Raw genomic sequence first — 22,098 nt, 5'->3', positions numbered from 1 at the left:
CAAAAATAAATTAAATGAATTATAAGTTCAAACAAATTTTCTCCATTATCCAATTATACAGTTTAGTGCCTTTGCTATAATTGGCCTCAGCAAAATCTCCTACTCTATTCTCATAAAACAATTTTTTTGCATTCGTATCATCTCCATAGTACACTGTCAAGGTATTTTTACAATGATTTAAAATATTATTTAAAATTTCAAATGCCGGAATATCACTAAATCCATCTGCAATGTAAAATATATTTTTAAAAGGAATTTGCCTTTTACTCTTTGGCACTCTCTCGTTAATTTTCTCATAAGACCCTTTGTTAATTTCAAAAATAACCCTGGTTTTTATTGTATGATCTACAAAGTAGCAAACACTACTTAAAACCTTATTTTTAGAAAATTTTTCATCTCTAAGCGCATAAAAAGGCATCAAATAAGAGTCTATAAACTCACACGCCCACACTTTACTCACATAAGGTGCAATTTTGCTTCCCAAAATCATTTGTCTAAATCCACTTGAAACAATATAAATCTTAACTTGCGAATTATTACTTTCCAACTTCTTATTTATTTCAAATATCTCTTCAAATAAACCAATAACCCCTTCAAAAAATCTTAACTTAGCACCTAAATTAAATAATACTCTATTATCTAGACTTTTAAAAAAACCCTCTCTTACGTAGGTTAAAAAATGAGATAAATATATCATTTCGTTAGAAATTATATTATAACCATTTTGCTTATAAACATACTCTAAACCTTCAACTTCTTTCCAAAAGGAACAAGAATCAACACAATATTCATCAAACAACACTTGCTGCATATTACCATAAATAAGAGTATTATCAAAATCAAATATTAAAGCTATAATATTTTCTCTTTCATTCATAAATTCAAAAAACAATTTAATTTAATTATAAACTGTGCTTATTTATATATTTTATATTATACTAATATAGATCAATAAGTACAGTGTTTTAACATTGAGTAGAAAATTTGTGATGGATATAAATGATTTAAATCAAATAAAAGATAATTTTTCAAGAATTTTAGATCTAAGCTTAATTAGCATTCTAGTGTATTACATATATAAAAACGTAATCAATTCTTATTCTACAAATCTACTAAAAGGAATGCTGATCATCACCTCCATAGGAATTATCTCATATTATTTAAATCTCCATACTATTAGCTGGCTGTTAAATTATATAGCCAATATATTACCAATAGCAATAGTCATACTTTTCAATCAAGAAATAAAAAAAATAATAATGCAAATTGGAAATTTCAATTTAGCTTTTAAACTTTCAAATAAAAAAGAAGAAACTTTAAAAGTCATTTCTGAAATTCTAAAAGCAGTTGAACACCTGTCTGAAAACAAATCTGGCAGTCTAATATGTATTGAAAAAAAAATACAACTAGAACAAATAATAAACAAAGGAACTAAAATTGATGCACTAATATCTAGTGAACTACTAATATCACTATTTGAACGAGAAACCCCTCTTCACGATGGAGCTGTAATAATTAGCAAAAATAAATTAAAATATGCAGGCTCATTTTTACCATTATCTAATGTTGATTCTATTAGCAAAGCATTTGGAACAAGACATAGAGCAGGACTTGGGATTTCTGAAAATTCTGATGCAATAACAATAATAACCTCCGAAGAGACCGGGTCTATTTCTATTACAATCAATGCAAAATTGGAATACAACTTAAGCTTAAACGAAATTAGAAATAAATTAAATCTCGAACTAATAGAGTAAAATAATGAAAAAAAGCAAAAAAATAACAAATATAATAAAGTTACTATTTGATGATTGGCAAAATAAAGCCATTTCCATTTTAATAGCTATTCTAATGTTTGTAGCATTTAATTTCAATAAAATAGAATCAATAACAACTGAAAAAGAATTCAAAATTATCTTGAATGATCAAATAGCCCTTGGAAAAATTCCCGACTTTAGCAAAGTCAAGATTACAATAAAAATCAACAAAGATGACTTAAAATATCTTGATCTTAATAAAATAATATTATTTATTGAAGCATCAAAAATAAAGATTCCTGGAAAATATAAGTTACCAATAAAAATAAAAAATCTCAACTCAATACACATTGCAGAATATAAACTTTCAAAAACAAATGTGTTGCTAAATCTTGATAACAAAATCTCTAAATTAGTTAAAATAGAACCCAAATTTAAACTCATAGAAAAAGATGGCAAAGGAGAATATTTTATTGCAAAATATAATATATTACCTGAACATTTATTAGTATATGGACCCGAACAAGAACTCAAAAAAATAAACACTATTCAAACCAATGTAAAAGAATTTGACACAAGAACCCTGTTTGTATCAGATTATCTTGAAGTAGTTCCTCCAAATCCCTTAGTTATGTTTGAAAAAAGCCACGCAGTAATCAATATTTATTTAAACAAAAAATATTCAAACACAACAATAAAATCTCCTAATCTTATTTTTAATAATCTAAAAAATGGTCTTGAAATTAAAGATAAAGAAAAAATAATAAACTCAGAAAACAAAATGTTTGTAAAAATAAAAACAAGACTTTCTGAAAAACAAATTAAAACCCATATAAACAATCAAAATATAAGCCTTGCTTTTGATTTAGCAGATATAAAAACTCCTGGAATTTACAACATTAACACAAATATAATTCTTAAAGAGAATATTAATGAAACAGAAATATATGATTATGAACCCAAAAAAATAAAACTAGAAATAATTGAAAACTCAGAGATCAAACCATGAAGTCAATAGGATGTGATATAATAAAAGTTGAAAGATTCAAAAGTTTTTTAGAAAATAAAAAAAAAATGGAGAGATTCTTTACTCATAAAGAAATTGAAAATTTTAAGTTTAAAGGGGGCGGCAGCATTATAGAAAGTTTAGCTGGAAAATTTGCAGCTAAAGAATCTTTAATTAAAGCATTAACCCCACTGTTGCAATATAAAATACATTATAGTCTTAAAGATATGGAGGTAATAAAATCTTTAAAAGGGAATGCTAAGTTTTGTTTGCATAATGAAATTGAAAAAGTTGCAAGAGAAATGAATTTAAAACTATACCTAACAATATCACATGAAAAGGAGTACGCTATTGCATTTGTAATGGTAGAAAATTAATTCATGAAAAAAATATCATATTTTACAAAAGAAAAAATTGAATGCCCTGTGTGCTCTTTTAAATTTCAAAAAGAAGAACTTTTGACTGGAAGTAGCAGATTAATAGCTGGAGAGTTGAAAATTGATCTAAAAAGAGAATATATAAAAAACGACAAATATGGCAATATTTATCCTAGAATATACTCTGTAACAGTATGTCCAAAATGCTACTTTGCAACATTTCCAAGCGAATTTAATTCAATCTCTAAAAACAAAAAAGAAATTTTACAAAATAAAAAGTCCGAAAGAAAAAAAATAAATTCTATTTTTGATGACATGATCAACTTCAGCAAATCTAGAACATTAAAAGAAGGAGCTGCAAGTTATATTCTTGCCATGCTATGTTACGAACATTTTGAAAAGAATCATAATCCCACTTTAAATCAAGCAAAATCAGCAATAAGAGCCGCTTGGACATTTGAAGACCTTGAAAAAGAAGAACCAAACAAAAACTATAATTATCTTCAAAAAATATTTTACCACAAAGCTGCATATCTTTATAAACTAGTTATCGAAAAAGACAAAGACAATTCAGAACCTGTTAACGCATCAACCATATTCGGCCCAGATACAGATAAAAATTATGGCTATGACAGTGTTCTCTACTTATCAGGTCTTCTAGAATACTTTTATGGGAATAGAGATAATAAAGAATACAGATACAAACAATTAAACGACATAAAAACCACTCTTTCTAAAATAGCGGGAATGGGCAAATCTTCAAAAGAAAAGCCTTCAATACTTTTAGATAAAATCAAAGAAGTTTACTTCAAAATATCAAGGGAAATGAAAAATCTTAAATAAATAAATAAATGAAAAAAATATTAGCTGAAATAGCTTATGACGGACATATGTACTATGGATTTCAAATACAGCCAGAAAAGCCTACTGTTCAAGGAGAAATTGAAAAAGCTCTGATGAAAATCAATAAAAAAAAAGTAAAGATTCATTCATCTGGAAGAACAGATAAAGGAGTTCATGCAAAAAGACAAATAATAACTTTTAAGATGAGCATCAATATTCATCTAGACAATCTAAAAAAAGCTTTAAATGCAATGTTATTAAAAAACAGTATAAAAATACTAAAACTCAAATATGTTAAAAATTCATTTCATCCACGTTTTAACGCTCAAAAAAGAAAATACAGTTACTATATATTAAACAGCAACAACTACTATCCTTGGGAAGGATATCAAGCTCACCATGTAAATAAAAAACTCAACATAAGCAATTTAAACCAAATGGCTAAAATATTAATTGGGAATCATGATTTTACCACATTTTCATGCATAAAGGATAAAAGCAGATCCAAATTTAGGCATATATATTTTGCCAAGTTTAAAAAAAGAGGAAAATATATTATTTTTGAAATAATAGGGTCTTCTTTTTTGTGGAAAATGGTAAGATCAATAATAGGTACAATGTTGAATATTGAAATAAAAAATGAATCAATTTCTACTTTTGAAACAATACTAAAATCAAAAAATAGAAACCTTGCAAGAAAAACTGCGCCCGCAAATGCTTTATTTTTAGACAAGGTTTACTATGAATAACAATATTTTAGCTAAAAAACTTTTTTTACTTAAAATATTAACAAATAATATCGAAGGCAAAATTACAGAAAATTTTGAAAAAATAGATAATGAGATTAAACAAAAAATAGAAAAAGTTAAAAATGTTAAAATTTATCAAAAAAATGAAAACAACAAAAAACCCGCAGAAGTACCTGAAAAAAACAAAAATTTAACAAACCTATTATCAAATAATACCTTACAAGAAAAAAGTATCAGCAATTATATTATAATATATGTAAACAAAAACTATCTCAACGAACCTTCAAAGGATATTGTAACGAAATGGTGCAAAAGCATAAACATACAAAATTATAAAATAATAGACAATATTGAATCACTTAACTCAGAAATCAGCAACAAAACTCCCAAAGCAATTTTATCTTGTGAAGAAATAGATTTTTTCTTAAATCAACCATTAAGAATTCAAATTGTAAGGGGAATAGAACTAAGATTTAAAGGCATACCATTGGTTTTTACACACCTTCCTACAAATCAAATAAAAAATCCAGAATTAAAAAAAGAAATATGGCAAGATTTAAAAATAATAAAAGGCATAATAAAATATGGCTGAACATTATCATTCAACTTATTACTATGAAATTGCAATAAACATTCCTTTAAATAAACTTTTTTTTTACAGGTTCAACTTGAATCTAGAAATTGGAATAAGAGTAATGGTTAATTTTAATGGCTCCAATAAAATTGGAATAATTATTAAAAAATATTTTGAAAACGAATTCAAAGAAAAATTTGAATTTAAAATAAAAGAAATTATTAAAATAATAGATAAAACTGAAATAATAACAGAACATAACATTAATTTAGCAAATTGGATTAGTAAAAAAACATTTTCAGGATTCGGAGAAACTCTATTCTTTGGGTTGCCCCAAAATGCAAAATCCAAAAAAAATCAAACATTGCCTTCAATAAATGGGTACCTGTATCCGGATCATAAAAATCACCTTCAACTAAACAAAGAACAACAAAATATTTACAAAGAAATTGTTGAGTCAGAAAAAACTAATGTTTTTTACCTTTTTGGAATACCTGGATCTGGAAAAACTGAAATATTTATTAAACTGTGTGAATATTACTTACAACTAGAACAGCAAATACTTTTCTTGATTCCTGAAATATCATTAGGATATCAAATAATAAAAAGAATAAAATCTGCATTAAATGCACACCATAAAATTTATGAATACAACTCTAAAGTTCCAAATTCTAATAAAAATTTAATATGGAATAAAGTCAAAAATGGAGAAAGTCTGGTTGTTATTGGCATTAAAAGTACACTAATGCTACCTTTTACCAAATTAAAATTAATAATTATGGACGAAGAACACGAAACTACATACAAATCTGAAAATACCCCAAGATTTCACTCAAGACATGTAGCATTTTTTTTGCAAAAAAAATTTAATGCTAAATTTATAATGGGAAGCGCAACACCTTCTCTTGAAGCATACCACGCAATGAAACATAATCAAATAAAAAAAATAATAATGCAAAACAAATTCTCTCAAAGCAAAATAGACGATATAAAAATAATAAATATGAAAAAAGAACTTAGCACAATCTCATCAGAACTATTATACAGCATACAAAAAAGTTTGAATGAAAAAAGACAATCTTTGATTTTCATTAATAAAAGAGGATATCTAAAAAATCTCGAATGTAACGAATGTGGACATACAATTTGTTGCCCAAATTGCTCATTTAGTCTGATTTACTACAAAAAAGAAAACAAACTTTTATGCCACTATTGTAGCTATAAAACACAAACAACAAGCCAATGCCCTCAATGTGAATCAAAAGACATTAAATACAAAACTTATGGAATTCAACTTGTTGAAAAAGAATTAAAAAAATTTTTGCCAAATGCAAAAATTGCAAGAATAGATTCTGATATTAAAAAAACAGAAAATATAAATTCAATAAGTAAATTTGAAAACAAAGAAATAGACATACTTATCGGAACACAAATCATCGCAAAAGGATTCAATTTTGAAAATATAAAAACACTAGGTATAATCAACGCGGATATTGGAATAGGATTACCTGATTTTAGAAGCAGCGAAAGAATTTTTACAACACTCTCACAGATTATGGGAAGAGTTGCAAGATTCAAAGATGACAACACAATTATAATACAAACAAAAAATCCTGATTATTATGCCATAAAGTATGCTTATAAGAATCAATATGAACAATTTTACGAACAAGAACTAGATATAAGAAAAAAGTTAAACTATCCCCCGTTTAACAAAATTATTAGAATAATATTTAGAAGCAAAAATGAAGAATCAGCTAAACAAAAATGTTGGGAATTTTTTGAAAAATCTAAAGAATTTTTGCAAGAAGAAATTGAGCATTTAGGACCATCAGAAGCTATTATGAAGAAAATATCTAAAAATTACAGATATAATATAATATACTTGTCAAAGTCCTACAGTTTGCTTGAAAAACTAGTTAACAAGACAAGAGAAAAGATAAAAATAACGAATACTGTTTACATTGAAATAGATTATTATCCAATATCATTAATTTAAATAAAGTCTAACCCTTCTTTACTTAAAGACTTAAGAAACGTTGAAAGCACATAAAGCGCTTTATCATTATGCCCTCCCTCAGGAATAATAAGATCAGCATATTCCTTGGTAGGCTCAATAAATCTATAATAACCCCATCTAGTGGTGCTCAAATACTGATCAATAACCGACTCCAAGGTACGTCCTCTTTTAGAAATATCTCTCCTTAAACGCCTAATAAATCTAATATCATTTGGGGTATCAATATAGATTTTAAGATCTATTAAATTTCTTACTCTCTCATCAACAAAAATCATAATACCTTCAACAATAACAACAGGAGTTGGAACAACCAAAACTGTTTTAAGTTGTCTTTTATGATTAATAAAGTCATAAAGAGGCATATCTATTGGGCTATTTTTTTTTAAATTTTTCAAATGTTCATAAAACAAATTATTATCAAAAGCATCCGGATGATCAAAATTTACCTTAGAAAACTCATATTCATAATCACCCACACTCTTATAGTAATTATCTTGAGAAATAAGGACAAACTCTGGAATAAACTCACTAATCTTGCTTACAACTGTAGTTTTTCCGCTTCCAGAACCACCAGATATCCCAATAATCTTAGCCATCAACCAACTTCTTTTTTCTTAATTTGTGGCATGTCTTTTAAAGTACCAGCCACAAATACATTCTTAAATCCCATACTTTTTAAAACTTTTTTAGCCTCATAAGACTTATTAAAACTTTTGCCATAAACAATTATTTGGGATTCAAAATCGCCCAACTTATCCTTTTTGGCAAATAAATTATTAAAAGGTATGTTAATCGATTTCAAATAATGAGACTTACTATATTCTTTGGGAGATCGAATATCCAAAATTTTTGCTCCATTTTTGATTTTTTCCAACAAAAACAGATTTGCCCTTTTCATCCTAAGGATAATAAAAAACCAAATATAAAAAAAAAGCAGAACTATTAATGCTATAAATTTTGCATAACTCATCGACATAGTTTCCATGAACATGATATCAAAAAAAATAAAAAAAGGAAATAAAATTGTTTTTTTTGAAAAATTAATATAAAATTCAAGTAAATTAGAACTTACAGCTTAAAAGTAACCCTAGAGTTGAGATGAAAAAGAAAAAAAAGATACATTGGCGCAGAATTAAAAAAAAACTCAAGTTGTTATTCATAATACTAGCAAAAAAATTAAAAACTATAGCTAAAAATCCCAAATTAATACTTGGTAGTACAATACAAATAACTTTAGGATCTGCACTAATGGCAATTTCTACGAATGTTTTATATATTCCTCATGGACTTCTTAGTGGGGGAATTGGGGGCATCTCATTAATGCTACATTACTTGTTAAGCTTCAATTTAGGATGGACAATATTTGCATTAAATATCCCATTATTTCTTATTGGAATAAAATTTTTAAATATAACATTCATCATTCAAAGTTGGATTGCAATGGGATTATATTCTATTATCATAAACTACTCCCAGTTTTTACAAAACAAAATACATCTTAATGATATGATGCTTGTATCAATACTAGCTGGACTTATTTCTGGACTTGGTCTTGGACTAGTATTCAAAGGTAAAGGCTCTTCAGGCGGATCAGACATAATTGCAATGATAATTAAAGAAAAATATTCAATTAGTATTGGAACAACAAACTTCATAATCAATCTAGCAGTATTAATACTTGCAACCTTTTTCTTTAATATTGAAATCGCCCTTTATACGCTAATAGCATCATTTGTAACATCTATAATGACAGACAAAACAAGCACTGGATTTGGAAATCAAAAAGCAATATTAATCATTTCGGATAAAGGAAAAGAAATTGCCTATCTTCTTACAAACAAGTTAAAATTGGCCGCTACATTAATAAACGGAAAAGGAGCTTGGGCAGGAACAGAAAAAACTATAGTATTTATAGTAGTTCCAATAATGCGCTTATCAAGAATTAAGTATATATCGCAAAAAGTTGATCCAAACTGTTTCATTACTGTTATTAACACTAATGAAATCACTGGTGGCAAAATAATAGCTAATTCAATCTTATTAAAACAAGAAGTTTCAAATTAAAAATCTTTTAAGAAGAGAACCAAATTATCAATAATCAAATTCAATTCATCACTCTTGTAAAAATTTGACAAAAAAATAACAAATCTTTTGGGAAATTCAGAAATGAATTTCTTTAAAGATTTGTTTCCAACATCAATTTCAAGCTTATAAGAATGAAGCATTAAAGTTGTTTTTTTGAAACTGCCTTCTAATCTGCCATAAACCTCATCGCCCAATATTGGAAAATTAAGATATTTCATATGGACCCTCAATTGATGAGTACGGCCAGTTTTAGGTTTTAAAGCCAAAAGAGAATATCCCCCCAAATTGAGTAATAACCTATATTCTGTTAATGCTTTTTTACCTCTATCTTTAGACACAGCAAATCTTTTCCTATTGTGTTTATCTCTATCTATAAAAGATTCAATATTTCCAAAAAAACCATTAAAATTGCCCTTAACAATTGCGATGTAAACTTTATTTGTTCTTTTATCTTTAAACTGCTGAGATAAAAACCTTAAAGTGCCAATGTTTTTTGCACAAATTAACACTCCAGAAGTATCTTTGTCCAATCTATGAACAATTCCAGGTCTAATTTTTTCTTCATTAAAATTAATTTTCAATTTTTTCACATGGTATAAAAGAAAATTTACAACAGTATCATCCCAATGTGATATTCCAGGATGACTTAAAATTCCTTGTGGTTTATTCAAAACAATAACATTAGAATCTTCATAAATTATAGCAATAGGGATATTATTGGGCCTAAGACAATCAATTTGACTACTCTCTTCGTCAAATTCAATCAGCATTTCGTCATCCTTAAAAACAGGCTTGGACAATTTTATCTTAAAAAATTTTCCATTACTCTTTTTGAAAGCTTCTACATTTCTTCTTTTAATTTGACTTCTAGTAAAAAATTCCAAATTGTTTGATAAATAAAGATCCAATCTTAAAGCATTTTCTTTAACAGTAAATTCTTTCCTAAGTCTTATCATATCACTAAAGAAAATAATCAATCAAAGCTATAGTTAACGCAACTATAGCCCCAATGGAAGCTGAAACAATAAATTTTTTATAAATTTCATCTTTTGAAAACCTAGAACCATTTGAAAAGGGATATGGAACGTAATTTGCATTCATTCCGCTATAAAAATAGTATCCTACATCAAAAAAAAACAAGCTCAAAAATAAAACTATTGGAAAAGATCCAATACTGATTGCTGAAAACCTAAACAAATCTTTTGCTGTTTTTGACTCAAGCTCATTCTCAAGATTTAAAGCTTTATTTTCTTGAATATTTTTGTAAAGAAAAGAATCATCCTTATCGACAACAGACATGCTATTTTTTTCATGAGAAACAAAATTGCCACTGGAAGTTAATTTGTCTTGCAATGGCAAACTTTCAGCAATACTTATCTTTAAATAACTAAAATTTAGCTTGAAATAATCAAGTGAATTTGAATAAACATTCAAAACACTAAAAAACAACAACAAGCTTGCAATAAGCATAAATTTTCTATTTCGATAATTCAAACTTTAAAGTCTCAGTTATTTCATCAACAATCTCAGAAGGACCAAAATACTGCACAGGCCCTGGACATAAATACAAATTATTTAAAGCCCACTTATCACGATTTTCAACAAACTCTTTAAATGGCCTTCCTTCTAAATCAACTAAAGCTTTTTTTATTACAGGCTTTTGCACCCCATACCTCTCTTCCATGTTCATCAACATTGTTAGGGGAACTCCTCCTGCAATCCAATCCGTTGGTTTTGAATTTAAATTTTTTATACAAGACATATAGCCTGTAAGGCCATTTAAAATAAGAACAACAGCATTGTACCCTAAACCATAGCAATAATCACTATCAAAATTAGAAGGAAAAGCGCTTCTACCTTCATAGCCAAAGAAATGATCAACTGGAATAAAGCTTCCCTTATATTCTCCTTTTTTTTTCATTTCACTTAATCTTGATTGAACCATTTCAATAAACAATTTTTCAGTAGGAACTCTTGAAACATTAAAATTCCCATGAGGATCTCTTTCTAAAATTGAATTTACAAGTTCAAATTGAATAAACAAAGGTAAAGACAAGTAAACTCCCTTCATATAATCACCAAGCTTGGCAACAAAAACTTCTTTCATTCCTTCAATATTAAGTCCCTTAAACTCACTCTCATTTTTATCAAAAATATTGCATAATTCAAGCATTAAAGACTTAACTTCTGGAATAAACTCAATCACACCTTCTGGAACTATAACTATTCCAAAATTATCCCCATTTAAAGATCTCTTTAAAATAACAAACACCATTTCATCAACAATTTCAGATAAAGTTTTCTTTTTAGCCAAAACCTCTTCAGACACAATGCAAATGTTTGGATGAGTTTTTAAAGCACATTCTAAAGCAACATGAGACGCACTCCTACCCATAAGTTTGACAAAATGCCAATATTTTTTAGTCGACATAGCATCTCGACATAAATTACCTATCATCTCAGAATAAATTTTCGTAGCAGAATCAAACCCAAATGAAATTTCAATATGATCATTTTTAAGATCGGCATCAATTGTCTTTGGAACCCCAACAACCTGAATACTCTCTCCTTTCTTTTTAAAATACTCTGCAAGAATAGCAGCATTGGTATTCGAATCATCACCACCAATAATAACAATAGCATTAAGATTGTTTTCTTTAGCAACAAATAAGGCTTTGTTATAATGTTCTTCTGTTTCTATTTTTGTTCTTCCAGAAGATACAATATCAAAACCTCCGGTATTTCTGTAAGAATTTACTAAACTCTCAGTAAGTTCAATTTTGTCATCCTCTAACAGGCCTAAAGGGCCCCCCTTAAATCCAAAAAGCTTTGAATTTGCATTAAATTTTTTTATTGCGTCAAAAACACCAGCTATAACATTATGCCCCCCAGGAGCGGGCCCCCCAGAAAGAACAATTCCGATATTCAAAGCTTTTGAAAAAGATAAATTGGACTTACCCTCGGCAAAACTTACAATTGGCAGTCCATAAGTATTCTTAAAAAATTCCTTTAAAGCCTGTCTGTCTTGAATTGCTTCGGTCTTTTCTCCATAAACCAAACCAATATTCTTAAAATCTTTTTTCAAAATATTTGGCAATTTAGGAATATACTTTTGCCTTTCTTGCTGAAAAAGAGAAGTATTCATACATTTTCCTCCTAATTAATTAAATCAAGCCTCTATCACAACTTAAATATTAAAATAATTTAAAACTAATATCTATATATGATTTAAAACCAACATAGCATCACCATAAGAAAAAAATTTATAACCTTTATTTATAGCTTCTTCATAAGAGCTAAACACAAAATCTTTGCCTGCAAATGAAGAGACCAGCATTAAAAGAGTAGATTGTGGCGTGTGAAAATTTGTAAAAAGCATGTCTACAAACTTAAAACAATAGTTTTTACCAGGATAAATAAAAAGATTTGTACTTTGCTGGCCTGTTTTAAACTTCTTAAGCTTATTGTCATAAGCTGACTCTAAAGCTCTAAGTGTTGTGGTACCAATTGATAAAATTTTTTTACCAAGCAATTTTGCATTCTCCAATCTATCAGCCACACAATCTTTTATTAAAAAAGTTTCAAAATGCATATTATGTTCTTCAACCTTTTTTGATCTTACAGGAAGAAAGGTACCAAGCCCAACATGAAGAGTAATAAAATCATATTCAATATTGTTCTTTTTAAAAGCAGAAAACAAATCTTGACTAAAATGCAACCCCGCAGTTGCAGAAGCTGCAGACCCAACATACTTAGAATAAACAGTTTGATATCGATCTTCATCTATTTTGTCATAATCTCTTTTAATGTAAGGGGGTATAGGAATAAAACCGTATTTTTCAAAATAATCTTCCCCAACATCATTATTAAATTTTAAAACAATCTCACTACTATTTTTTGACAAAATTTCACCTACTAATCCTTCAGGAAATTTGTAAACATTGCCAACAATTTGCTTTTTGGACTTAGAAATCAACGCAGTAAACAAATCGGTGCCAATTCTATCCAAAATCAAAAATTCAACATTACTACCCATCTCTGATTCTGCATACATTCTTGATTTTCTAACTTTTGAGTTATTAAAAATAATAAAAGTATCGCTATTTATATATTTTAAAATATTGTTTACAGAATTTTCATGATAATTTTTTTGCAATTTAGGATCTAGCACCATTAACCTTGAAGTTCCTCTTTTTTCACTTGGATATTGAGCTATTAAAGAATAGGGTAAATTAAAATGGAACTCTTTGGTTTTCACTAATATCATCCTCTTTCATCTCTAAGTTTAAGTGGAGATACGCAAACTCAGTAGCTTTACGACCTCTGTGAGTTCTGTTAATAAATCCTTTCATAATTAAATAAGGTTCATAAAAATCCTCAAGAGAATCTGCTGTTTCCCCTACAGAAATAGCCAAAGTATCAACACCTACAGGGCCCCCATTAAATTTCAATATTAAACTTCTTAAAATATTTCTATCTTGCTCATCAAGACCTTCTCCATCAATTCTAAGCATTTCTAGTCCAATTGCAACAATGTCACTTGTAACAACCAAACTTCCAGTTACCTGAGCAATATCTCTTATTCGCCTTAGCAATCTATTTGCTATGCGGGGAGTTCCTCTTGAACTTCTTGCAAGAAGAAAGGCAGCATCCTCTTCTATTTCAATATTTAAAATAATAGAATTTCTCTTTATTATCTCAACAAGCTCTATTTCACTGTAAAGTTCAAATCTTGCAGTAATTCCAAATCTCGCATAAAGTGGAGATGTTACTCTTCCCGGTTTAGTAGTAGCTCCAATCAATGTGAATTTTGGAAGTGGCATTCGAACAGTTCTTGCGTTGGCTCCTTGCCCGATTACCCAATCCAGCTCATAATCTTCCATAGCAATACAAAGCATTTCTTCTATTATTGGCCTAAGTCTATGTATTTCATCAATAAATAAAACACTCTTCTCATCAAGACCTGTCAAAATCCCAATAATATCTTTAGGTTTATCAAAAGCCGGAGCTGACGTAATCTTAATCGAAGCATTCATCTCAAATGCAATAATACTTGCAAGGGTAGTTTTTCCAAGACCTGGTGGACCACTTAAAAAAACATGATCCAAAGCTTCATCTCTCTCTTTGGAAGCTCTTATAAAAATACTAAGGGTTTCTTTAACATTAGACTGACCTTTAAAATCTTCAAAAACTTTGGGCCTAAGCTCATTTTCATTCTTATCATATAAATAATTTTCATTAGAAGTTGAAAACTTTATACTATTTTCGTCTTTCATAAACACCTCTTAAAGACTATTTAATAACTACCAAAAACTAACATAATTAATTCGACATTCTTTTTAAAACCTCCTTAAATAGAAACTGTTCCTTTTCGGAGTCTTTTAAATTTGAAAATTCAACTGAATTGAAAGCCTCCTTAAGTTTAGCATCAACAATTTTTCTATCAAATCCCATGCTAACAATCGATTCTTCTAATTCTTTAAATTTAACAAGACTAGATTCAAGCTCATTATTAATTAAAAGCTTACCCTGAAGATGTAAAAACATTTTACCAGCCATTTTTTTACCAATGCCTTTGATTTTAGCAACAAGCTCAACATCCTCTCTATCAATAGCATCCTTAAACTCATTATACCTTATATTAGAGAGCACTCTTAAAGCGGCCCTTGGACCTATTCCACTCACCCCAATAAGCCTTTTAAAAGTCTCTCTTTCGTCTGAATTCAAAAATCCAAAAAGTTTTAATTCATTTTCTTTCGCATAAAGATAAGTAAATAGTTCGACCTTGTCTGACAAATTAAAATTAGCAAGACAAAATGCACTAACTAAAAGCTCAAATTCAAAAACAGTAGTCATTAAAACCAAACTAGATTCTTTTTTTTCTATAACTTTACCATGGATCTTATTTATCATATAATTAAATTATATTACACAGAAACATCCAATTTAAAGCAAAAGCCTTAAATAAAAAAAAGGACACTAGATGAAAAATCAACTTCTAAATAGCTATTTTCAATTAATTGCAACTATTTTTTTAATCTTATCTATAAGTATGGCAGCAGAAGAAACCACAAACCTGCTAAAAGTTCCAAATGGATTTAAAGTCGAAATTTTCTTAAACAATACAATCGAAAAACCAAGAGGAATTACAAGCGATCAAGATGGAAACATATTTATAGGATCTGGGAGTACTTTTGCATATTTTGTAACAAAAACCAAAAAAATTTATACCATAGCAAAAACTCTAAAAAACCCTATTGGCATTACTTATTGGAATAATAAATTATATATATCTTCAGTCGATAAAATATATGTGGTTGAAAATGTAAAAGAAGAAATTAATAAAAGCATAAAAGCAAATGAAGACTATACATGGAAAATGCAAATTTTTTCACTTTTACCAAAAAATAATTCCAAAATGCACTCTGGACGTTATATTAAAGTGGATCCCAAAAATAACAAATTAATAGTAAACATAGGATCTCAAAATAATGCTAATATTCCCCCAAATAAAGAAGCAATAATTCTCAGCATCGATTTAAAAACAAAAAAAGAAGACATAGTAGCTTTTGGGGTAAGAAACTCAGTTGGGTTTGATCTCCATCCAATTAGCAATGAACTATATTTTAGCGACAATGGTCAAGACGGATTGGGAGACAACATCCCCCCAGATGAAATAAACCTAATAATCAAATATAAAGAACATTTTGGATTTCCCTACGTGTTTGGGAAAAACCAAAAAAATTACAATTTTTACAACAAAGCACCCAAAAATACTAATTTTAGCCCATCCATCTATGAACTTCCTGCACATGTAGCTCCACTTGGAATACACTTTTACCAAGGAAATAACTTTCCAAAAGAATATACAAATAAATTATTCATAGCAGAACATGGTTCATGGAACAGATCTTCTCCTGTTGGCTACAGAATAACCACACTAGATATTGATCCCAAAACCAGAATAGCAAAAAATTACGAAATTTTTTTATATGGATTTTTAAAGCCCGATAACTCTAAATTTGGACGCCCTGTTGATATAATCACATATCATGACGGTTCAATGCTTTTTTCAGATGATTTTGGAAATAAAATCTACAGAGTATACTACGAAAAGATTTAAATAAAACTAGTTTAATTCTTCTGGAATCTCCAAATTATGAATTACTTCTTGAACATCATCAAAGTCTTCAAGTTTTTCAACAAGAAGAATTATTTTTTCTGCTTGCTCTTTGTTTAAAGAAATTTTATTTTCAGGAATTAAAGCTATCTCTGCCATCTCTTCTTTAAATTTAGTTTTTAAGAAAGATAAAACTTTGTCAAAATCATCAGGACTTGTTACAACTTCTACTTCATTATTTGAAACTAAAATATCTTCAGCACCAACTTCTAATGCAAATTCCATTATTTCATCCTCAAGATATTTTTCTAAATTATAGACAATAAGACCTTTTCTGTAAAACATATATGAGACTGAACCTGGGGTCCCAAGAGATCCTCCACCTTTTGAAAGAGCACTTTTTACATCACTAGAAGTTCTGTTTTTATTGTCTGTCAAGCATTTAATCATTAAAGCCACTCCATAAGGAGCATAAGCCTCATAAGTGATTTCAAAATATTCTACCCCTTCATTACCGCCAACACCCTTTTTTATTGCCTTCTCAATATTATCTTTTGGCATATTGGCAACTTTAGCTTTATTAACAGCGACTCTTAGTCTTGGATTAGACTCAATATCCCCCCCCCCTATTTTAGCTGCAATAGTTATTTCTCTTATTAGCTTTGTAAAAATTTTATTACGCTTTGCATCAAGAGCACCTTTTTTCCTCTTTATTGTTGACCATTTGCTGTGACCAGACATTTACACCTCCATTAATTTTTCCAACCGATCCAAAATGCCAAACATATTATTATTAATCAAATGAGCTTTAATTGTGTTAAACATTAACATAAGAACCGTAACAGGTCCTATTCCTCCCTTAACAGGGGTAATAAATTTAACACAATCTTTAATATTATCAAAATCTGTATCGCCTGAGAGAATTTTTCCGTTATCAGTATCAATTTCAGAAATACCAATATCAATTACATAAGGTTTTCCGCATAACATGCTTTTGTCTATTAACTTAGGCTTACCAACAGCAGAAATAACAATATCCGCCTGCCTTAAATAAACATCTAAATAAATACTTTTACTGTGACAAGAAATAACAGTTGCATCATAAGGCTTTGATGAGAGCAATATTGAAATAGGCTTTCCTACAAGAGGACTCCTGCCGACTACAACAACCGTTTTCCCCGATGTTTTTATCCTTTTATCTTGCAAAATCTTTAATACAGCAAGAGCTGTACAAGGAATAAATCCTTTTTTATCGCCCAAAATCATTTTACCCAAATTAACAAAAGATAAACCATCAACATCTTTTGAATAAACTATGCCATTTAAAATAGAATTTAAATCCATACCTTTCAAAAGGGGCAATTGAACAATAATCCCATCTGTACTTAAATTTTTATTTTCCCTATCAATTACTTCTAAAACATCGCTTTGAACAGAATTTGTAGAAAATTTAATTACCTCAACATTTAAGCCGATCTCTTTTGCAACTCGATTCTTAATTGAAACATAAAGCTTGCTTGCAGGCTCATCATTTGCTAAAAGCACCTTTAATGCAATTTTATCTCTCAAATCGTGCTGTTTTAAGAATTCTTTCAACATTAAATAATACTTATTTGCAAAATCCTTACCATTAAACACAGTATTCAAAATATGCCTCTTAAACCCAACAAGATTACCTTAATATTATACTTAGATTATCAATATAAGGAAAGCTAAACTTATAAATTTCAAATTGTAATTAAATTTGTTTTCAACTATAATAAACAAGGATAATAATTTTAAAAGAATAGAGAATAATGAAAAAATATCTTTTTATAATGCTAATTGCAACCTTGCTAATTGGTGTAAACATAAAAAAAATTGAAGCCGCAGTCAATATTGATAGACATACAAACTCTACTTTGGGAATAGATTTAAGTGTTGGGGTGCCTGTTTTTTACAATGACTTATCAAAAGCTTATCCTACCAATTTATATCCAGGAGGTATTGGGGCAATAAAATATCAGTACCATATTTTAAACAACTTGGCAATCGGACTTGAACTGAGATATATGTTTAACTTTGACATTAACCATTCTTTTAATATATTAAATCCAGATTCAAGTGTAGGTAAAATTTTTTATAGTGTACCTATTACATTTTCAGTAAACTATATATTTGATATAGGAGAATTATTTCAAATTCCAGTTTTCACAAACATGGGGTTTTCTCTTAATACATACGGGGATAGAAATAACAATATTACAAATTTAAGAACTTTTGACACACTACCTACAATTTCTTTTGGAACTGGAATTTTATGGAACTTCAACCATAAATGGTCTTTTGGAGCAACAACATCTTGGTGGATGATGTTTGAATTTGGAAATTATGCTAAAATGGCGCATTTTGCACTTATATCATTATCAGTTACAGTAAATGTAAATAAATTGTAGGGTAAAAATGAAACAAAGATATGAAAACTATTTTAAAAAAAGATTAATTTTAAGCTTATTAATATTTTTACTACCAGGATGCTCAAGCGAATCCATATTTTCACAACTAGGAAATCTGCAAGAAATAAAACATGAATATAATATTTTGGGTAGTTCAAGTCCAAGAGGAATTTCTCTAGTAGGAGAAACGCTTTACATTGCAGCCATGCATTTATTTAAAAAAGAAAACGGCAAGATTGAAAAAATTGATTTGAGCAATTCTTATGAGTTTGTAAATGATATTGTAAATGTATCTGGTAAAACCTACCTTTTAGCACAAAACAAAACAGCAGAACTAGAAGTTTGCGAGTTAAGTGGAAACGATTGGATATTAAAATTTAAAAAACCACTAAAAGCATATAAATTCTTAAAATCTGTGGGAAAAGAGGGCATAAAAGAAGCACATATTTTGGCTATAGATAAAAATAATCAAGAGAGAATTTTTGATCTGCAAGGGGCTGACAAAACACCATCACAAGCTAATGAAAATGACAAATTTTTACAAATATCAAATGAGGATAACTTAATTACAGGAAATTCACTTAAAATATGGCAAATAAACAATAATACATACACAAGTATAGACTATCAACAAACCAAAGAAATAATGCCTATCATTAAAACAAGCATTAGGGGTTTTTCTGAAATTTTAGTAATGACTGGTGGTTATAACAATTTAGACACAAAATTTAAGGTGTATTCGAATGCAAATAATTATACAACACCAATATTTATTCAAGACGAAGTAGGTGAATTTAGCGGCTACTTTGCAAGAGAATTTAATGATGCAATATTAATCGGAAGTAATAATGGATTTGCAGAATTTACAAAAAATAAAGAAGGAATTTTTGCTTTACAAGCGCCCTCAAAATCCGTAGAGCCTGGAGCTTATAACGGTTCTCAGCTAGGCAAAACGGGCCTTAACGATATTATTCCCGTATCAAACAACACGATTTACATATTAACTCAAGGCAAAGGTTTGTGGAAATTGGAAAACAAAAAATTAACTAAAGAATAAAGAATAAAAGTTTGTTATAAATTTATCATATCTAGATTTATTAAAATCTTCATCATAATATTTTTTAGTCTTAATTTTCAAATTGAAATTAATCTTAGATCTAAAATATAAATAATTTATATTATTTATATTAAAAATTCGACCCTCATCATTCATAACCTTAACCTCAAGATCTAAAAGAAGTTTAGCAAAAAAAATATCTCGAGTAATCACAAGGCTGCTCCTGTCTGCTAAATTCAAAATAAATACATCAACATTGTCCACCACCTCTAAAGCAACATTTTCTGTTTTTTCCAAACTTAAAAACTTATTAGAAACTACAATAAGTTTTGATTTATTGTGCAATATAAATTTTTGTAAAAATTTTATTATCTTAAAATTACAAGAATCAGCATCAACAAAAATTTTATTTAACAATCTTATAGTCCACTACCTTAAAAGCCAAAAACGAAACAACAGCATTTTTGTTAATAGGACCAAATATTCTAGAATCATTCAAAACACTTAAATTATCATTCAATAAAAAAATTTCATTTTTTTTCAAAATAAAACACTTAACCACTTCATCTGTATTGAAAAAATTATTCAACTTGTAATAGCTAACCAAATTGCCATTCAAATAAAAAAAATCTGTATCCTTTTTATTTACCAGAACATTCAAACCTCTAACATAAACAGAATCGCCCTGAACAGCTGCTATTCTTGATACTTTATAGCTTGCTCTTTTAAAAATTTTATTTAAAAAAAAGAAATCTTTTATTAAAGTTAATAAAAAATTATCGCTTAACCTAAAATCTTCATAAAGAACAATATCATTCATTTTTAAAGGAATAAAAAAAGATGTTATATGTGTTGCAACAAAAAATAAACTGGCATTTTTTGTTATTGTTGGTAACATCTCATTGCCTTTAATCATAAAAATTTGCAAAACAAACTTTGTGAAAAAAAAATTTAACATTAAAAATGTTAAAACATATTTAAAAAAAATTTTTCTTTGCTTTTTCCTTAAAATTCTTTGTTCGAAAGTTAAATATGAAGGAGCCACTTTAAATAAATCCTATTCTGGAAAATGGAAGATATATTATCAAAGTTCTTCCAAGCACTTTATCCTTATTAATTACTCCAAAAAATCGACCATCATGAGAATTGTCCCTATTGTCTCCAATTGGCAAAATATATCCATAAGGAACATAAATACCATAATCTCTTATTATAGCTTTTTCCATATAATAATCAACATAGGGCATAAAAGCGGACAAATACTTATATTCCAATCTTTCAAATTCAAACCTATCAATCACTCTAACATCAAAAAATGAAAAATCGGGGGTACTGCTTAAATTTATATTTAACTGACTCAGAGCAACAAACATAGCAAAATCACCATAAATACCATAATCCTCATTTGCCACAATTTTTTTAATATTAAAATTTTGACCAACCAAATCCCGATAAGAATCTTCTAAAATAAAATTTTCTTCGCCTTCTCTTTTAACATAAGCTTTACCATTATTAAATTTAACAACTTTACCGTCTGAGAATACACCTCTTTTTACGAGAAATCTAACATTGGGATTACCATATTCATCTTTATCAAGGTCAACAAAAGATAAAGTTAACATGTAAAGTATTCTTTGAAAAATATCAAAAAAAACACCCTTTGATTTATACTCTGGATTTTCAAAAATAATAACATCGGATTCTTCTGGAATTTTAAAACCATCAATCTTAAATAATCCTGGTAAAAGTTCAGGACCGTAAGAAAATTTATCTACAAATAAAAAATCCCCTATTTGAAGAGTATCTTCCATTGAACCTGATGGTATTTTATAAGCTTGAACAAAATACTGATTTATTACCAGTACAAAAATTGCTGCTGCTACAAAATCAAATAAAAAGTTGAGCAAAAATCCTCGTTTCTTCGCCCTTAATTTGCAGTAATACTTCTTTCTTTTTCGATATGTCAAGTATTTTTCAATAAGGTATACCAAAAAAGATGCAAATTTATCCAATTTTCTTAAATACATAATCTAACCTCAAGAATTAAATCATACAAAATATTGACACTTATTTAA

The 22,098-nt window shown here is 28.4% G+C and carries 25 protein-coding genes; 11 read left to right on the top strand and 14 right to left on the bottom strand.

Annotated elements, in window-relative coordinates; genetic code table 11:
* Positions 1–19 precede the first annotated feature (19 nt).
* The gene (locus tag BLO14_RS04245) at positions 20–877 is read right to left on the bottom strand and encodes a hypothetical protein (RefSeq protein WP_091973271.1); all 858 of its coding nucleotides are present in this window, start codon (positions 875–877) and stop codon (positions 20–22) included.
* Positions 878–986: 109 nt separating this feature from the next.
* Between BLO14_RS04245 and cdaA the strand changes: the two genes are divergently transcribed.
* The 7 genes from cdaA to priA are packed head-to-tail and all read left to right on the top strand — an operon-like array spanning position 987 to position 7,305.
* Positions 987–1,757 carry a diadenylate cyclase CdaA gene (gene cdaA / locus BLO14_RS04240; protein WP_091973270.1) on the top strand — a complete coding sequence of 257 codons (771 nt, stop codon included), beginning with the start codon at positions 987–989 and terminating at the stop codon, positions 1,755–1,757.
* A gap of 4 nt (positions 1,758–1,761) precedes the next feature.
* The gene (locus BLO14_RS04235; RefSeq protein ID WP_091973267.1) at positions 1,762–2,766 is read left to right on the top strand and encodes a YbbR-like domain-containing protein; all 1,005 of its coding nucleotides are present in this window, start codon (positions 1,762–1,764) and stop codon (positions 2,764–2,766) included.
* On the top strand, positions 2,763–3,140 hold the full coding sequence (locus BLO14_RS04230; RefSeq protein WP_091973265.1) for a holo-ACP synthase: 378 nt from the start codon (positions 2,763–2,765) through the stop codon (positions 3,138–3,140). Before BLO14_RS04235 ends, BLO14_RS04230 begins: the two co-directional genes overlap by 4 nt.
* 3 nt (positions 3,141–3,143) lie before the next feature.
* Complete coding sequence (locus BLO14_RS04225; RefSeq protein ID WP_091973262.1) at positions 3,144–3,983, top strand: DUF2225 domain-containing protein; 840 nt, start codon at positions 3,144–3,146, stop codon at positions 3,981–3,983.
* An 8-nt stretch (positions 3,984–3,991) separates the two neighbouring features.
* Positions 3,992–4,732, top strand: a complete 741-nt coding sequence (gene truA, locus BLO14_RS04220) for a tRNA pseudouridine(38-40) synthase TruA (protein WP_091973260.1) — start codon at positions 3,992–3,994, stop codon at positions 4,730–4,732.
* Positions 4,725–5,324, top strand: a complete 600-nt coding sequence (locus BLO14_RS04215) for a uracil-DNA glycosylase family protein (RefSeq protein ID WP_091973257.1) — start codon at positions 4,725–4,727, stop codon at positions 5,322–5,324. The genes truA and BLO14_RS04215 overlap by 8 nt, the downstream gene beginning before the upstream one ends.
* Positions 5,317–7,305 (top strand): replication restart helicase PriA, encoded by a 1,989-nt coding sequence (priA, locus tag BLO14_RS04210; protein ID WP_091973255.1) that lies wholly within the window; start codon positions 5,317–5,319, stop codon positions 7,303–7,305. The genes BLO14_RS04215 and priA overlap by 8 nt, the downstream gene beginning before the upstream one ends.
* Here the strand turns inward: priA and udk are convergent.
* Together udk and BLO14_RS04200 are read right to left on the bottom strand one after the other, a co-directional pair.
* A complete protein-coding gene (gene udk / locus BLO14_RS04205) occupies positions 7,302–7,922 on the bottom strand; it encodes a uridine kinase (protein ID WP_091973252.1) in 621 nt (206 codons plus the stop codon). The genes priA and udk overlap by 4 nt on opposite strands.
* Complete coding sequence (locus BLO14_RS04200; protein WP_091973249.1) at positions 7,922–8,296, bottom strand: rhodanese-like domain-containing protein; 375 nt, start codon at positions 8,294–8,296, stop codon at positions 7,922–7,924. Before BLO14_RS04200 ends, udk begins: the two co-directional genes overlap by 1 nt.
* Before the next feature lie 128 nt (positions 8,297–8,424).
* Between BLO14_RS04200 and BLO14_RS04195 the strand changes: the two genes are divergently transcribed.
* Positions 8,425–9,390, top strand: coding sequence for a YitT family protein (locus tag BLO14_RS04195; protein ID WP_091973246.1), 966 nt, complete (start codon positions 8,425–8,427; stop codon positions 9,388–9,390).
* Here BLO14_RS04195 and BLO14_RS04190 read toward each other — a convergent pair.
* The 6 genes from BLO14_RS04190 to ruvA all read right to left on the bottom strand — a co-directional run bounded on the left by BLO14_RS04190 (position 9,387) and on the right by ruvA (position 15,324).
* Entirely contained in the window at positions 9,387–10,367 is a 981-nt protein-coding gene (locus BLO14_RS04190) for an RluA family pseudouridine synthase (RefSeq protein ID WP_091973313.1), read from the bottom strand. The genes BLO14_RS04195 and BLO14_RS04190 overlap by 4 nt on opposite strands.
* A 4-nt stretch (positions 10,368–10,371) precedes the next feature.
* Positions 10,372–10,881, bottom strand: coding sequence for a hypothetical protein (locus BLO14_RS04185; RefSeq protein WP_091973315.1), 510 nt, complete (start codon positions 10,879–10,881; stop codon positions 10,372–10,374).
* 7 nt (positions 10,882–10,888) lie between these two features.
* Entirely contained in the window at positions 10,889–12,556 is a 1,668-nt protein-coding gene (locus BLO14_RS04180) for a diphosphate--fructose-6-phosphate 1-phosphotransferase (RefSeq protein ID WP_091973243.1), read from the bottom strand.
* Positions 12,557–12,628: 72 nt separating this feature from the next.
* Positions 12,629–13,669: a tRNA preQ1(34) S-adenosylmethionine ribosyltransferase-isomerase QueA gene (gene queA, locus BLO14_RS04175; protein ID WP_091973240.1), complete on the bottom strand. Its 1,041-nt coding sequence runs from the start codon at positions 13,667–13,669 to the stop codon at positions 12,629–12,631.
* Positions 13,644–14,687 carry a Holliday junction branch migration DNA helicase RuvB gene (gene ruvB, locus BLO14_RS04170; RefSeq protein WP_091973238.1) on the bottom strand — a complete coding sequence of 348 codons (1,044 nt, stop codon included), beginning with the start codon at positions 14,685–14,687 and terminating at the stop codon, positions 13,644–13,646. Before ruvB ends, queA begins: the two co-directional genes overlap by 26 nt.
* Before the next feature lie 46 nt (positions 14,688–14,733).
* Positions 14,734–15,324, bottom strand: a complete 591-nt coding sequence (gene ruvA, locus BLO14_RS04165) for a Holliday junction branch migration protein RuvA (RefSeq protein ID WP_091973236.1) — start codon at positions 15,322–15,324, stop codon at positions 14,734–14,736.
* A 70-nt stretch (positions 15,325–15,394) separates the two neighbouring features.
* On the opposite strand from ruvA, the gene BLO14_RS04160 reads away from it, so the two are divergent.
* Entirely contained in the window at positions 15,395–16,534 is a 1,140-nt protein-coding gene (locus BLO14_RS04160) for a PQQ-dependent sugar dehydrogenase (protein WP_091973234.1), read from the top strand.
* A gap of 6 nt (positions 16,535–16,540) precedes the next feature.
* Here the strand turns inward: BLO14_RS04160 and BLO14_RS04155 are convergent, their stop codons facing one another.
* Positions 16,541–17,272, bottom strand: coding sequence for a YebC/PmpR family DNA-binding transcriptional regulator (locus BLO14_RS04155; protein WP_091973232.1), 732 nt, complete (start codon positions 17,270–17,272; stop codon positions 16,541–16,543).
* Positions 17,273–18,178, bottom strand: a complete 906-nt coding sequence (locus tag BLO14_RS04150; protein ID WP_091973230.1) for a bifunctional 5,10-methylenetetrahydrofolate dehydrogenase/5,10-methenyltetrahydrofolate cyclohydrolase — start codon at positions 18,176–18,178, stop codon at positions 17,273–17,275.
* A gap of 149 nt (positions 18,179–18,327) precedes the next feature.
* Here BLO14_RS04150 and BLO14_RS04145 point away from each other — a divergent pair, with 149 nt between their 5' ends.
* Both BLO14_RS04145 and bamB read left to right on the top strand, forming a co-directional pair.
* On the top strand, positions 18,328–18,966 hold the full coding sequence (locus BLO14_RS04145; protein WP_091973228.1) for a BB0027 family outer member beta-barrel protein: 639 nt from the start codon (positions 18,328–18,330) through the stop codon (positions 18,964–18,966).
* A gap of 7 nt (positions 18,967–18,973) precedes the next feature.
* Complete coding sequence (gene bamB, locus BLO14_RS04140; protein ID WP_091973226.1) at positions 18,974–20,023, top strand: outer membrane protein assembly factor BamB; 1,050 nt, start codon at positions 18,974–18,976, stop codon at positions 20,021–20,023.
* Here the strand turns inward: bamB and BLO14_RS04135 are convergent.
* From BLO14_RS04135 to lepB (BLO14_RS04125), 3 genes are read right to left on the bottom strand one after another with little or no spacing between them, the layout of a single operon-like run.
* Positions 20,009–20,440, bottom strand: a complete 432-nt coding sequence (locus BLO14_RS04135) for a DUF188 domain-containing protein (RefSeq protein ID WP_091973224.1) — start codon at positions 20,438–20,440, stop codon at positions 20,009–20,011. The two genes, bamB and BLO14_RS04135, sit on opposite strands and share 15 nt — an antisense overlap.
* Positions 20,430–21,068: a signal peptidase I gene (lepB, locus tag BLO14_RS04130; RefSeq protein ID WP_091973222.1), complete on the bottom strand. Its 639-nt coding sequence runs from the start codon at positions 21,066–21,068 to the stop codon at positions 20,430–20,432. The genes BLO14_RS04135 and lepB (BLO14_RS04130) overlap by 11 nt, the downstream gene beginning before the upstream one ends.
* 1 nt (position 21,069) lies before the next feature.
* Complete coding sequence (lepB, locus tag BLO14_RS04125) at positions 21,070–22,050, bottom strand: signal peptidase I (RefSeq protein WP_091973220.1); 981 nt, start codon at positions 22,048–22,050, stop codon at positions 21,070–21,072.
* Between the last annotated feature and the right edge of the window lie 48 nt (positions 22,051–22,098).

It is taken from the genome of Borreliella japonica (genome assembly GCF_900099615.1).
GTDB classification, from domain to species: Bacteria; Spirochaetota; Spirochaetia; order Borreliales; family Borreliaceae; genus Borreliella; species Borreliella japonica.
The sequence above is the reverse complement of the archived record's forward strand: the minus strand, read 5'-3'. Positions and strand labels throughout refer to the sequence as shown.

Excerpts from the sequence above, each read along its gene's own strand:
- BLO14_RS04215 (WP_091973257.1), top strand. The coding sequence starts at position 4,725 with ATGAATAACAATATTTTAGCTAAAAAACTTTTTTTACTTAAAATATTA.
- lepB (WP_091973220.1), bottom strand. The coding sequence starts at position 22,050 with ATGTATTTAAGAAAATTGGATAAATTTGCATCTTTTTTGGTATACCTT.
- truA (WP_091973260.1), top strand. The coding sequence starts at position 3,992 with ATGAAAAAAATATTAGCTGAAATAGCTTATGACGGACATATGTACTAT.
- BLO14_RS04235 (WP_091973267.1), top strand. The coding sequence starts at position 1,762 with ATGAAAAAAAGCAAAAAAATAACAAATATAATAAAGTTACTATTTGAT.
- BLO14_RS04185 (WP_091973315.1), bottom strand. The coding sequence starts at position 10,881 with ATGCTTATTGCAAGCTTGTTGTTGTTTTTTAGTGTTTTGAATGTTTAT.
- BLO14_RS04160 (WP_091973234.1), top strand. The coding sequence starts at position 15,395 with ATGAAAAATCAACTTCTAAATAGCTATTTTCAATTAATTGCAACTATT.
- priA (WP_091973255.1), top strand. The coding sequence starts at position 5,317 with ATGGCTGAACATTATCATTCAACTTATTACTATGAAATTGCAATAAAC.
- BLO14_RS04155 (WP_091973232.1), bottom strand. The coding sequence starts at position 17,272 with ATGTCTGGTCACAGCAAATGGTCAACAATAAAGAGGAAAAAAGGTGCT.
- udk (WP_091973252.1), bottom strand. The coding sequence starts at position 7,922 with ATGGCTAAGATTATTGGGATATCTGGTGGTTCTGGAAGCGGAAAAACT.
- bamB (WP_091973226.1), top strand. The coding sequence starts at position 18,974 with ATGAAACAAAGATATGAAAACTATTTTAAAAAAAGATTAATTTTAAGC.
- BLO14_RS04145 (WP_091973228.1), top strand. The coding sequence starts at position 18,328 with ATGAAAAAATATCTTTTTATAATGCTAATTGCAACCTTGCTAATTGGT.
- BLO14_RS04225 (WP_091973262.1), top strand. The coding sequence starts at position 3,144 with ATGAAAAAAATATCATATTTTACAAAAGAAAAAATTGAATGCCCTGTG.
- BLO14_RS04190 (WP_091973313.1), bottom strand. The coding sequence starts at position 10,367 with ATGATAAGACTTAGGAAAGAATTTACTGTTAAAGAAAATGCTTTAAGA.
- BLO14_RS04180 (WP_091973243.1), bottom strand. The coding sequence starts at position 12,556 with ATGAATACTTCTCTTTTTCAGCAAGAAAGGCAAAAGTATATTCCTAAA.
- ruvA (WP_091973236.1), bottom strand. The coding sequence starts at position 15,324 with ATGATAAATAAGATCCATGGTAAAGTTATAGAAAAAAAAGAATCTAGT.
- BLO14_RS04245 (WP_091973271.1), bottom strand. The coding sequence starts at position 877 with ATGAATGAAAGAGAAAATATTATAGCTTTAATATTTGATTTTGATAAT.
- BLO14_RS04200 (WP_091973249.1), bottom strand. The coding sequence starts at position 8,296 with ATGAGTTATGCAAAATTTATAGCATTAATAGTTCTGCTTTTTTTTTAT.
- ruvB (WP_091973238.1), bottom strand. The coding sequence starts at position 14,687 with ATGAAAGACGAAAATAGTATAAAGTTTTCAACTTCTAATGAAAATTAT.
- BLO14_RS04230 (WP_091973265.1), top strand. The coding sequence starts at position 2,763 with ATGAAGTCAATAGGATGTGATATAATAAAAGTTGAAAGATTCAAAAGT.
- BLO14_RS04195 (WP_091973246.1), top strand. The coding sequence starts at position 8,425 with ATGAAAAAGAAAAAAAAGATACATTGGCGCAGAATTAAAAAAAAACTC.